Here is an 11,800-nt window from a genome sequence, read left to right on the forward strand (position 1 = left end):
ATGCTAAAACAATGTGGGGCTGCGGTTGTCAGTTTGTTTTTCCTGACCTTGGCCGCTTGCAGTACCAGCCACGAGATTGAAGTCAAACCGGTTGAAATCAAACCCATCCATATTACAATTGATGTAAACGTCAAGGTTGATAAAGCCCTGGATGATTTCTTCGGTGATATTGATGCGGCCCAGAAAAAACTTGAAAAGAATCAGTCTAAAACAGGAGGATCCGAATAATGAAACCTATTAAATCACTCGTTGTTATGACCATTGTCCTGTCTTTTGTTTTTTGTTCTGCGGCCTTTGCCGATAGTATCAAAAACCGCATGAAACAACGGCTGCCCCAGATTGTCGATTTGAAAAATAAAGGCATTGTTGGTGAAACCAATACAGGTTATCTGGGATTTGTCACGGCAAAAAAGGAAAAACAGGATGTGGTGGCAGCCGAAAATATGGATCGAAAAGCCGTTTACAGCCATATTGCAACGCAGCAAAACGTATCCATCCAGCTTGTTCAGAAAAGAAGAGCAGCCGCTTTGTTTTCAAACGGAATAAAAGGGCATTATTACCAGAATGAGGCCGGTGCCTGGGTTAAAAAATAAGGTAAAAAAGCCGCTTTTGGGGGATAACAATTCCAAAAAAGCGGCTTGTATGAATTTAAATAAACCGGGAGGCTGATCAATACCCACTACCACGCTCCATCAGGGCAGTTAATTCTTTTTGAATACAAAAATAGATATCATCGTCGCTGCCGTAGATGTCAATGACATCTTTGTGGTTGATCAATGTTTCAACCACAAATGCGGTCAGGTAAAGGCTGGCAATATTGGGGTTTGAAACCAGGGATCTGAATGGGGCTACTGCATAGTCAATATCAAAATCCTCGGCCCGGCACAGTTTGTCCAGGCAACGTACAATCTGGTTTTCCACGCTGGATTTACTCACGGTTTCAATGAGCCCGGTCTCAATGAGTTTCATGGACACTTTGTTACTGAATGAATCAATGTTATCCCGGATAGCGCTGATGGTTTTAATTCTTTCCCGCTCTTTTGAAGACTCAATCTTAGAAAGAAGCTTGGATTCCCTGTTCCCGGTGTAAAACATTTTTGCCATTGATTTATCCTTAAAATAAATAAGCCATTATTATGAAATAAATATTATATGACAATTTGGTTGTTATTTTCAAGATAAAAAAAGATGTTTATGAATATGGCATCTCATCGAATCTATCCTGCAGGATGGATGCCTTTACCTTTTCAATGCCGTTGAGATAAGAGGAGTATAAAATTAGATAAAAGGAGAGGGGGCGTGAAAAATTTTTACCCAGAATGCCGTCCACAAACAATCTGCTGATATGATGCTCATGGCGCAGCATGTTCTGGGCCTGGAAAAATATCACCTTTTCTTCAGGCGTCATGTCAGAAACCACACGGATTAATGAACTCTGGGCCCGGGGTAGATACATCCAGAAATAAAACAGATCCAGGGCATTGATGATGATCAGGGTTGCCAGATCCCGGACTTCCGAGTTCTTGTTATCTAAAAGCATGTCTGAATTTTCCAGGATATTGAGCTCTTCTGTTTCAGGAAACAGCATGATCAGCCTGGAGTAAATATCAAAAAGCTCAGATATCTTTTTGCGGATATTTTGTTGTCGAAGACGCGTGTAAACAGATCGGTCAGCCGCCGCTTCAATGAATCCGGCGACAATATCAGATGCCCCTTTTGAAATGATGGCCGCCCATTTTTGAAGGACTCCGTTAATATTGGGAACATTCAAAATACCTAAAACAGCGCCGATGCCTGCACTGAGCACAACAGCAACAGGAATGGAAATAATGCTTCTGAAAAAATTCCCGGTCACGGCCCCTTTGGGCAGCCCCCTGAAAAAATTATGGGTGGAAAGATAAATACCGTTGGCAAGGCCCATGACGGTATAAAGCATCACAGGACCGTTATCTATGGTAATGCCCAAGGTATTGTCCAAAAGAAGGGTTTTAACCAGATAGTCCAGCAGCGGGACTGAAAACCCCGTGAATAAGAGAGAATCCGCAAGCCTGTCCCAACTGACATAGTCATTCCATTTTAAACGGGATGCCCTTCTAATACCTCCCCCGCCGAGCACCGACTGAATCACATTCCTTATGCCCGTTATTCCGAACCAGATCGAAGCACCAAAATAGGCCAGAAGCCACCAGTCTTTGGTCAGCATGAAACAAAGCTGTGCCGGAATAAATCCCACAATGACCTTGAAAAAATTTTTAAGCTTGGTATTAAGATATCTAAAAGATTTTTCAGACTTGGATTTTTCATTGGATTCTGCGACAAAACTATCTGTGTGCCCCATCAAAGCCGATCGTCCAAGGGTAACCAGGTCGCCTTTGGATGTCTGGTCCAGTAGAAAGAATTCCGATAGCCACTCCCTTTTCCTGGTGGAAAATAACAGGCGCATGCCAGGTATCCCGGCAATAGCATCGGGAAGAAATTCAGGTGGTGATGTGGTGGTGCAAAGACTGGTTTTAACATTGACGGGAAGACGCAACCTGTCACTGTTTTTTTTTCTGATTTTCTGCCGGACCCTGAAGGGCAGGGTGTCTATAACCGCAAATCCCATACCATAATGCCCAGGCTTGCTTGTTGAGTCAGACCCGATTCTTAATCTGATGGGGCGGGTATCAAACATATGCTTGAATTCGTTAATGTCGTTGAGGATTTCAGACAGTTTGTTCAGCCGGTCTTCTTTTTGATCTACATCATGTTTTTGTACATCTTCGATAATTTTTGAAATAATGCGTTTTAATTTTAATATACTTCCTTGGTTGATCGCTGCCAGCAGTTCATTGACGCGAAGCATAATTTCATTGTCCAAGGGATTGTATTTTTTCAGATTGATAATTTCAATTCTAGCGATCCTGCCACAGCTTTCATATAAAAGTTCAAGCACATCTTCAGGCCTTAGCCTGTCAAGGTTCTGGGTAATTCTAAAATCGTCAAGAAGATCCTCTATCTGATCCAAAAGCGTGCAAAACTGCACACAAAGCCTTGGCGGTGCACTATCGCCTTGTTCGTTAACATAATCGTAAAGTCCGCTGAAAAAATGTTCGGCATCAAGATGTTGCTCAAGAATGTCACTGACCATGAAATCATTCATGGTTTTGGATAGACGGTCAAGATGCGTTTCAGCCTCCGGAGTCTTTTCCTCCCTCTCCTTTAACTGAGAAATTTCTGCTTGAATGGTCTTAAGAACTTCTGAGTGAATAAATTCGCCCAGGTATTGAAAGCTCGGCTGACCAGGTCCGACAAAGGCGAGAAATTCTTCAGCCCCCACAGGCGTCATGGTAATCCCAAGATCCCTGCATAATTCCATACGTCCTGACTCATTGAATCTGTCCAGCAGAAGATAGAGATATTTTTCCTGGAATTTTACAAGGGCTTTTCCCTGTTCCATGAACTGAATCACTGTGGGTTGGGTAAGAAAATTCAAAAAAGATTCAAGGTTCGGCAGTCCCCTGGAGACCCAGATAATGGAGATATATCTGTCCCGGTGAAGGGGCCAGAATTCAATTCCGATTCTTAGATCAATTTCCATGATTCTGGCCGCTTCAATCAGCTCCAGTGCGCATTTGGGTTCAATATAGTGGTAGTAGATTACACGCAGTCTTCGAATGCCCTTGATCCAGGCATCCATGATCAGATGTGTCGCACTTTTCCTGCCCGAGGTATTAGCATCATGGACATGGTCGTCAAAGGTGATCTGATTCCACTCTTCGGGCATTTCAAGCAGATGGTAGTGGTCGAGCAAATTTCGGATAACCCTGGGCTTGCCAAATGCGGCGATTCTGAAATCGTGGGCCAGTTTAAGCTGGAGTTCAGGCTGTTCCTTCGCCCGAACCAGATCTTTCATGATTTGCAGCAATACCCTGGATGTATTTTTGGGTATAGGGCCGCCAACGGTGTCCACAATGTCGTCCTTAAGGCCTGCCAGGGCTTTAAGTCTGCTTGTGATATCACCGCTTTTAATGGATTCCATGAGATTGATAATTGAATATGCAGCGCGAAGGCCCCTGGATTCCGCAAGCTCTTTGATCCCTAAAGGGTGAAAAAACGGATAGAGCGACTTGCCTGTGTATCCAAGCTTTTTGGGTTCGTTATACACCGAGTTTACAATCTCAATGAGTTTGTAATCCCGCTTGTCAAAAAAAATGGAATTAATGGCCCGCTGCATCAGAAATCCGCCTTTATGTGAATTGGGTTGCTGTAAAAATAATCGGTCCTTTATTAATTTTTTATAAGAAACCCTCTGTAACCCACAGAGATGTTTCAATATTTATTATGGGCTGAGTCTGGATGGTGATAGCCCAGTCCATGGCTGTTATTCGTATTCTAATGCCTTTTTTTAATCAATGCCATATTTTTCATTCGTTTACAGGATGTGGATTTCAAAAGATCGTTATGAGGTATAGACGGTTGGACTATGACGCCAAGGCATGGTTTTTTCATTTAACTCAAATTTTTTTTAAGGTGGTTAGGGCCTATTGCAATTTCATGCCCGCCATACAACCTTGGCAGAACAAGCCGCCGTCTGCCTGGGTTAATTTGGAGGCCATGGTGGGCTCTTTGCAGCCGTCACACGGATGTGAAGGCTCTATCTTTGCTTTGGGAGGCATGGCTACCGTTATTCCGGTGATGGTGAAAAGTTGTTCAGGTGCCTGTTCAAGAATTTGCATAGCCTTTGCCCTGTGAAGATCCCAGAACTCTTCATGATCAGTTTTGTCTGCTTTATTCTCCCTTATCAGTTGTGTCAATTCCTGATGTCTTGCCCCCAGAAGCGGTTCAGGGTCGTATTTTTTAGCAATGCGAACGCCTTTCCCTGAATTTCTGCTGATAAAGGTGAATGCGGTTTTCCCATAATCTTTAAAAATGAAATTGCCCTTGCCAAAGGTGCATCCTGTAATCACCTGGATCGCATCAGTTCCGCAGGCATCTGTTTCAACAATGGCCACAATCTCCTCGTCCAGTGCCCGTGCTTCTGAAATGAAGTCCATACCGGCCATGGCCGCCTGGAACCCGAATGCAAGCCCCGGACACAAATGACCGTGAAATTCGATACATTTTTGAAATAATTTTTGTTTTTCCGTTGGCAAATTCGGCATAACCACTCCTTTATCAGCTATATGCGCCTTTCCAAACGCCACATCAGATTGCTTAAAACATACAGAACGATCACGTGTCAAGCAAGAACTGCGGATTTAGACTTGCAAATCCAGGCGCAATAATATATTTTCCACAATATTAAATGCCTGGGTGGCGGAACTGGTAGACGCAAGGGACTTAAAATCCCTCGCCCGCAAGGGTGTACGAGTTCAATTCTCGTCCCAGGTACCAAATAAAAACAAGGGGTTAGCCGAATTGGTTAACCCTTTTGTCGTTCATCAAGAGCCTTCTGTGTGAGACTCCGTGTGAGACTTTTGGGTCGCTGTTTCAAAAATCGACATCGCATCCACTTCAGAACCGCCAATGCTGTGTAAATATATTTCAGTTGTTGTACGGTTCTCATGGCCAAGGATTTTCTGAATTGTTCCAAGGGGTACATTCATATTATCCAAAATGGAAGCACCAGAGTGACGAAGAGCATGGAATGAAAATCTTCTTACTTCTGCTCTTTTACACAAGGTTTTCAAAATAGTGGAACGATATTTGAACTGCGTGGTTACCTCTTTTCCAGAGTCCCAATCGATATAAGTATTGCAGAACACCCAAGGATAATCAGTGTTCCGCGCTGTATAGCGTCCACACAATATTTTATATAACCTTTGAGTTATTGGCACTTTTCGGGGTGTTAAATGCCCACCTTTCTTTTTTCTGGTGTATAAAACTAAATACCTGTTTTCCAAATCGACATCATTCCAAGTGAGACGATTGATCTCATTAACACGGGCCATTGTGTCTTTAATTGCCATCAGGTAATCTCTGATTTCAGGATCTGCAACATTTAAAACTTTTTCAATGTCATCTGGTGATGGGATATATTTTATTCTTTTGGTCATCGGAAAGAACTCAATACCATCAGTGGGATTGGCAATCAGATTAAATTTCTTTTTGCCAAAATTGAAAATTATTCTTAAGTGACGCAGTTCCTTGTTCGCGGAATAGGCGGAAACTTTCTTCCGTTCTATAAGTCGTTTTTCAATCATTTCCGTTGATAGCTCCGCGCACAATACTTTCCCCCATTTTTGCACCCAGTGTCTGGCCATGTTTCTGTTCGTTTTATAGTATTCCTCAGATTTATAGGCTTGAACGTGATCCAGCCATTTATTGATCAAATCCAAAAATTCCATGTCGGTTGGGATCGGGGCTGTGATCACCGTATGTTCCGGGTTCTGTGCTTCCTCCTTTCGCTTGGCCTCGGCCTGTTTGGCTTCTCTTTTCGTTTTGAACCAAGTCTTTGTGTACCGTTTTCCGTTCTGGGTGAAGTCGTACCTCCACCCTTTTCCTTTTACAAAATATAAACTCATAGAGGTCCTCCTCTGCTGGGAAAAATAATGAACCTCCGAGCTTCCTTCCGCCAAGTTCCTCTGCGTGTTTGTAAACCCAGCTCACGCTTTTTTTCAGGTACTTTGCGGTTTCCTCTGGTGTCAGTATATTTTTTCCGCCAGCCATTGTAAATCTGTTCTCCGTTTCCAGGGTTAAACTTTCTCTGAAAACAAATGGCGATGTTGGCTGACGTGATACGAATTTTTGTGTCGGAATTTTATATCTATTAAAAATGATAGAAAAAAAGCCTCCCGAAGTAGGAGGCATTTTAATGTTTCTGTTTTTTAGGGGGAATAAATCCTTGGTTACCCGATTGTGATCCAATCAATTTTATCTTCCGGGGCCGGGCGATACATGAGGGAGTCCTGGTAAAGGTTGTTGATCCCTATAGCTTTGCTGAAATGCTGGTAGGCATCTGGATTTTCTTCTTGTATATCGTCCAAAGCTCGTTTTATCGCTTTGCCAACAGAATCGGTAACTTTCTTTGCGTTGGCATCCTTAAGGTAACGAATTCTCTTCTTTTTTTTGTCGTAGACTTGGTTAAGATACTTTTTAGTTTGTTCGAGTTCTTTGTTCAGTTTTATGCCACCTTCTTCTCTTTTGAAGTCTATGGCATCGTCAAGCTCACTTTTGAGCTTTTTGATCCGCTTAAACAAATCCCGAAGACCTTTGTCATCAATTGCGCGGGTGGCAACAGGTTTTCCTTTAGCGTCAACATACTCAACATTATTATCTTCAGCCTCTGAAACAGGCATGCCTTTGCCCGCTGCAATAAATAAATCCTCATGGAAGAAGTATTCATTAGGGTGGCATATAAGATGATAAAGATACGAGAAACCTATTTGCCTCAACCCTCCAATAGTTTTACCATTGAAGACCATTTTCCAGGCCTTTCCCTCTTTTTTCATGACATAGGGGGCTTGTTCGGAGAGCCCGTTGAGTGTGGCTTTATGCAATCCTGCAAGATAGCTGTCCTTAAGTGACCAGAGATGGGCATATGAGAACTCGTTTGACTGTATAGCACCTTCATATTCTTCCACAAAATCGACGACATTTGTTTTTAAAAAATCCTGAACATACTGCTTGTTAGAGTTCTCCTGAACCAGTTTTGCCATAGTGATGTGCTTTTTATTTTTTTCCTGGATTTTGACCCCTAAATCAGGATCATCAATTTCATCAACAAAGAATTCCGGGAAAGCTCTATTTTCGAAAGGATTGACTGATGCCCAGAGATAATTACAGATATCGGCAGTTAAATTGCCAAGAGGAGCTGGTCCCGAGGTTAAAATTTTTAGAAACTGTGCCGGAATGATGGGGTCTTTTGCAATCCGGCTTTCATTCTGTTCAATTATATCGATCAAAGCAAAAGATTCATTGATATTATTATCTTCTAAGAGTTTTTCAACATTCAAATTGTGTTCACGAGCATACGTTGTCAGATTTCTTATCAGTTGTGCATTTTCTTTTTCGTGATCGACCTTTGCCTGTTCAAAAGTCTTNCCCATGAAATAGTTGATCCCAAGAAGCGAATGGATCTGCTTAACCAGATCAGTTCGATAATGATAGCGGGGAAAAATCCTGACGCGGTGTTCTGCCTCGTAATTCAGACAACGCCCGATGTTGCCTTCATCAAACCAATAAACTGTTCTGAACGTGCTTATGGGATTGTTTGCATCACCGGCAAAAGAACAATACTTGTCCTTTAGTCCTTCTTCTTCGATGTAACGTTCTATCTCAATTGAGGCAGGGATATTTTTGTTATAGTTCAGCCCCAAATAACGTATGTCCAATTCATTCATTACCTCAGCACTCAGCATAAAGGGAGATAAATAGTCCAGGCTCGCATCAAAACTGCTTTTAGGATTGACCAACATCTTTCCGTCTTCACTTTCTGAGTATGATTCAATCTCCACAAGCGAATTAGATAATATATCTTTGATCTTTAAAATATCATTGTAGCTGGCACTGTTCGTGACTGTCCTTTGGCATCGCGGACAGGTGAAACCAATTATACCCTTTTCCGGTTTAACCAGAAAAAAGATCCCATTCAGATAGATTNCCAGGCGTAGATTCGATTCGTTGAANATTTGTCCACAATCTTTATGCGGGCATTGAGGGGCAATTGTCACATCTAAGATGTTCTCATTCATTGATCAGACCTCATTTAATCGGAATTGATTTAAGATGACAAACATGAAAGCAAAAATTGCAACCGATGACAAGAGTTTTTAAAAATCCATCGTCCTTATCGTCCAAAGCCCGTCACCATTGCCTATGAAGGATCTGGGCAGTGGACAATGGTTTAATCAAAAAAATTTTATCCGATTTCATTCATCAACAGCTCGCAAACTTCCCGGTCTTCTATGCCCAGGTATCGCATCGTGATCGCGGGGGAGGAGTGGTTGTACCGCTTACAAAGGATCTCGAAGCCTGCACCATGCATGGTCCGCTGCTGATAGCCCCAGGTTTTTCGCAAGGTGTGTGCCCCGTATTGGCCTTTCAGATTGATGGCAGATGCCCAAGACCGAACCATGCGACCTACGCTCTGGCTGGTTATGTGGCCGTTGCCTTTCCGGGACTTGAACAGGAAATCATCCAGGGCTGGCTCAACTTCTGCCAGATATGCTTGCAACGCCTTATGCACGGCTTTGTTGATGACCAGTACGTTGTTTTTGCCGGTTTTGGTTTCGATGATGTTGATTACGGCCCCTGACTTTGCGCCTTCCACCTGGCTGTATTTGATGCGGACCAAGTCTTTTGCCCGTAGGCCGTTGTTAATTCCCATGACCCAAAGTAGGTAATCTCTGGGTCTGGATTGCAATAGCCGGGAGATGGCTTTCACATCCTTGGTGTTGCGAATGGGTTCCACGGTTAAATTGGTGGTGCTGGTTCTGGACATGGCTGTCCCTCCTTCAATGTTAAGTTTGGTATAGATATGGCCACAAACTGGCCTTTCAAAACTGAGTTGATTTTAGAAAACTGCTGAAAGCCCTAAATGATAAGGTCCTGATGGTTTTGCGAATGCTTACCTTCGGGCAAAAGTACGCATTCGGATAGTGTTGAGAGTGCGTTTCTATACGTGTAGAAATCGATTTTTAATCTGCGGAAAGTTGACATGTCCGTATACGGACGGTTTAATTCCGAACTTGATAATTTCCCGGAAATCGGTAAAAGTCCCTCCGGCAAAAATTAATGACGGGAGTAACTCATGAACAAACTCGAACTGATCCAGGCGCTAAAAGTCAGAACTAAATTGAGTAAGCAGGAAGCCATCGACGTGGTAAATATGATCAGCGGGGTGAACACATTTCAACAAGTGGACACATAAGAACACAGGTTTGGGGGTAATTTAAATAATTCAGTTCTCATGTAAAAGTACTGAAAGTATGTGTTCTATAGTGTTCTATCTGTTCTACCCTATCCAGTACCAATCTTTGTACTCCCCTATCAGTACTGCCTTCCACCAGAAAAACCCATCATCAACCATCCTATTCAACCACCAATAACGTGTTCGCTTTTCCCAGAAAATAATGTAGGGTACAAAAATGTGTTTCATCAATGAAGCGCTCTTTCTTAAATTGTCTATTGACCCAACCTCGCTCAAAAGGTATGAAGGGCGTTTTTTTTTAAATGGAAGGATCAAATTGTGGCACTAACAAAAACTGATATTGTTGAACGGATTGCAGAGAATAATGATTGTAGTCCAGCCGAAGCAAAAGACGTGTTAGAGGAGCTTCTTGAAATCATAAAAGTCACCCTTGCTTCTGGTGAGGACCTTATGATCAGCGGTTTCGGGAAATTTCAGGTAAATGAAAAACAACCGAGAAAGGGACGAAATCCAGCCACCGGGAATTCGATGGTGCTGGCCAAGAGGCGGGTGGTTACATTTAAATGTGCCGGGAAAATGAAGGACCGAATCAATGGACAAAATAGACCCTAAATTATATGGCCTGCCGGCGCGAACAGTTTTGCTGAAGGATGATCACGATAACTTTGTCCTTTCTATCGACAGAAAAAGCCGGATCATCATGAAGGATGCCAATGCTATCCTTGATAAAGCAGACAAAATAAAAAAGATCGTCCCCGGAGCCATAATCACCCTGGAAACGAAAGCGCCTGTTTGCAGCAAATCAACCAAGTTTCTTTCAGACAATGGAATTGAGATCAAATGAAACCAGTCATCTCAGATAAATCTGACAGAAACTGGTCCACATATCTCCTGCAATGTGCTGATGAAACGTTGTACTGCGGTGTCACTAAAAATCTGGAAAATCGGCTGATAAAGCATAACGAAGGGACTGCCTCCAAATATACAAGATCCCGCCTGCCGGTAAAATTGGCTGCCGTCAAAGGACATTTGACAAAACGCGAGGCATACCAGCTTGAATATCAAATCAAGAGAACACCGACCCACAAAAAAATAGCAACGCTGAATGACTGGAAACCTGAAAATTGAAAGCTGTTAAAATTCCTTATGATCAATTGAGCCCTGAAGCTTTGCATGGTGTCATTGAAGAATTTGTGACCAGGGATGGCACGGACTATGGCGGGGTGGAGGTTCCCCTGGAAACCAAGATTGCCCAGGTGATGGCCCAGCTACAATCCGGTAAGGCTGTGATTGTTTTCGACCAGGAAACTGAATCCTGCACTGTTTTGAGAAGTGATGATCCTTTGGTGAAGGCACTGGGGTGAGCTTTAGTTCAGGTAGTGGTGGGGATGCTGGTTTTTGCTATGGGAAGCAATGCTTTTGGTAGTGGTGGGGGTACTGGGAAGAGTTGATACCCCACATCAATAGACAGATTGTTGGGTTTTGGATTCCTCAAAATCTGTAAGGTTCAGCTATTTTAACGAGGCCAATCAGCCGCGCGGTTTTTTTGCGTCGGCTGAATTGGCCTTGTTAAGTGTTTATAATGTTAGACATTGTTTTCTTTAATATTAGCCTTCGCAGTTGTAGTAATTCTTCGACACCGAGAATAGCTCTTATTTTATTGATTATTGATCCGATTGCTATATTTTCGTCCTCAGGCTTCTCCTTATCAATTAGTCAATGCCGTTGACTTAAGAAGATGATGAGTTATTTCAATATGTTAAGGTTATATATCTGAGCAAGGCGTGTGGGAGGGGTGAACCTCTCGAAATTTCCATGACCTTTATATTCAGACATCTTGGTATTTTTGAAAATTACTGGATCGGTTTGAAAGGCAGTGAAACATTTAATAAAATGTGACATAACAGCTTGATTTTAGGGTTGTTTTTCTTAAGTCAACGGCATTGA

Annotated in this window: 11 protein-coding genes and 1 tRNA gene; 7 read left to right on the plus strand and 5 right to left on the minus strand. The window is 42.6% G+C overall.

Going from position 1 to position 11,800, the window contains the following annotated elements; translation table 11 throughout:
- Positions 1 to 228 (plus strand): YnbE family lipoprotein, encoded by a 228-nt coding sequence (locus tag B147_RS0119760; RefSeq protein ID WP_020588940.1) that lies wholly within the window; start codon positions 1 to 3, stop codon positions 226 to 228.
- A complete protein-coding gene (locus tag B147_RS0119765; protein ID WP_020588941.1) occupies positions 228 to 593 on the plus strand; it encodes a YdbL family probable chaperone protein in 366 nt (121 codons plus the stop codon). Before B147_RS0119760 ends, B147_RS0119765 begins: the two co-directional genes overlap by 1 nt.
- Positions 594 to 669: 76 nt before the next feature.
- Here B147_RS0119765 and B147_RS0119770 read toward each other — a convergent pair whose 3' ends face one another.
- The 3 genes from B147_RS0119770 to B147_RS0119780 all read right to left on the minus strand — a co-directional run bounded on the left by B147_RS0119770 (position 670) and on the right by B147_RS0119780 (position 5,144).
- The gene (locus B147_RS0119770; RefSeq protein ID WP_020588942.1) at positions 670 to 1,104 is read right to left on the minus strand and encodes a hypothetical protein; all 435 of its coding nucleotides are present in this window, start codon (positions 1,102 to 1,104) and stop codon (positions 670 to 672) included.
- 88 nt (positions 1,105 to 1,192) lie between these two features.
- Entirely contained in the window at positions 1,193 to 4,216 is a 3,024-nt protein-coding gene (locus tag B147_RS0119775) for a hypothetical protein (RefSeq protein WP_020588943.1), read from the minus strand.
- A 307-nt stretch (positions 4,217 to 4,523) separates the two neighbouring features.
- On the minus strand, positions 4,524 to 5,144 hold the full coding sequence (locus tag B147_RS0119780; protein WP_020588944.1) for an FmdE family protein: 621 nt from the start codon (positions 5,142 to 5,144) through the stop codon (positions 4,524 to 4,526).
- A 145-nt stretch (positions 5,145 to 5,289) separates the two neighbouring features.
- On the opposite strand from B147_RS0119780, the gene B147_RS0119785 reads away from it, so the two are divergent.
- Positions 5,290 to 5,376: transfer RNA gene (locus B147_RS0119785), tRNA-Leu, on the plus strand.
- A gap of 47 nt (positions 5,377 to 5,423) precedes the next feature.
- Here B147_RS0119785 and B147_RS0119790 read toward each other — a convergent pair.
- Both B147_RS0119790 and B147_RS0119800 read right to left on the minus strand, forming a co-directional pair.
- Positions 5,424 to 6,506 carry a tyrosine-type recombinase/integrase gene (locus B147_RS0119790; protein WP_020588945.1) on the minus strand — a complete coding sequence of 361 codons (1,083 nt, stop codon included), beginning with the start codon at positions 6,504 to 6,506 and terminating at the stop codon, positions 5,424 to 5,426.
- Between the two features lie 2,336 nt (positions 6,507 to 8,842).
- Positions 8,843 to 9,424 (minus strand): tyrosine-type recombinase/integrase, encoded by a 582-nt coding sequence (locus B147_RS0119800; protein WP_020588947.1) that lies wholly within the window; start codon positions 9,422 to 9,424, stop codon positions 8,843 to 8,845.
- Between the two features lie 747 nt (positions 9,425 to 10,171).
- On the opposite strand from B147_RS0119800, the gene B147_RS0119815 reads away from it, so the two are divergent.
- From B147_RS0119815 to B147_RS0119830, 4 genes are read left to right on the plus strand one after another with little or no spacing between them, the layout of a single operon-like run.
- Positions 10,172 to 10,465, plus strand: coding sequence for an integration host factor subunit alpha (locus B147_RS0119815; protein ID WP_020588950.1), 294 nt, complete (start codon positions 10,172 to 10,174; stop codon positions 10,463 to 10,465).
- Positions 10,446 to 10,697 (plus strand): hypothetical protein, encoded by a 252-nt coding sequence (locus B147_RS0119820; protein ID WP_020588951.1) that lies wholly within the window; start codon positions 10,446 to 10,448, stop codon positions 10,695 to 10,697. Before B147_RS0119815 ends, B147_RS0119820 begins: the two co-directional genes overlap by 20 nt.
- Positions 10,694 to 10,981: a GIY-YIG nuclease family protein gene (locus B147_RS0119825; RefSeq protein WP_020588952.1), complete on the plus strand. Its 288-nt coding sequence runs from the start codon at positions 10,694 to 10,696 to the stop codon at positions 10,979 to 10,981. Before B147_RS0119820 ends, B147_RS0119825 begins: the two co-directional genes overlap by 4 nt.
- Entirely contained in the window at positions 10,978 to 11,217 is a 240-nt protein-coding gene (locus tag B147_RS0119830; protein WP_020588953.1) for a YheU family protein, read from the plus strand. The genes B147_RS0119825 and B147_RS0119830 overlap by 4 nt, the downstream gene beginning before the upstream one ends.
- Positions 11,218 to 11,800: the final 583 nt, after the last annotated feature.

Origin of the sequence: Desulfobacter curvatus DSM 3379, from assembly GCF_000373985.1 — a bacterium.
GTDB classification, from domain to species: Bacteria; Desulfobacterota; Desulfobacteria; order Desulfobacterales; family Desulfobacteraceae; genus Desulfobacter; species Desulfobacter curvatus.

Coding starts and splice junctions, on each gene's coding strand:
- B147_RS0119825 (WP_020588952.1), top strand. CDS start 10,694: ATGAAACCAGTCATCTCAGATAAATCTGACAGAAACTGGTCCACATAT.
- B147_RS0119820 (WP_020588951.1), top strand. CDS start 10,446: ATGGACAAAATAGACCCTAAATTATATGGCCTGCCGGCGCGAACAGTT.
- B147_RS0119790 (WP_020588945.1), bottom strand. CDS start 6,506: ATGAGTTTATATTTTGTAAAAGGAAAAGGGTGGAGGTACGACTTCACC.
- B147_RS0119775 (WP_020588943.1), bottom strand. CDS start 4,216: ATGCAGCGGGCCATTAATTCCATTTTTTTTGACAAGCGGGATTACAAA.
- B147_RS0119760 (WP_020588940.1), top strand. CDS start 1: ATGCTAAAACAATGTGGGGCTGCGGTTGTCAGTTTGTTTTTCCTGACC.
- B147_RS0119770 (WP_020588942.1), bottom strand. CDS start 1,104: ATGGCAAAAATGTTTTACACCGGGAACAGGGAATCCAAGCTTCTTTCT.
- B147_RS0119765 (WP_020588941.1), top strand. CDS start 228: ATGAAACCTATTAAATCACTCGTTGTTATGACCATTGTCCTGTCTTTT.
- B147_RS0119800 (WP_020588947.1), bottom strand. CDS start 9,424: ATGTCCAGAACCAGCACCACCAATTTAACCGTGGAACCCATTCGCAAC.
- B147_RS0119780 (WP_020588944.1), bottom strand. CDS start 5,144: ATGCCGAATTTGCCAACGGAAAAACAAAAATTATTTCAAAAATGTATC.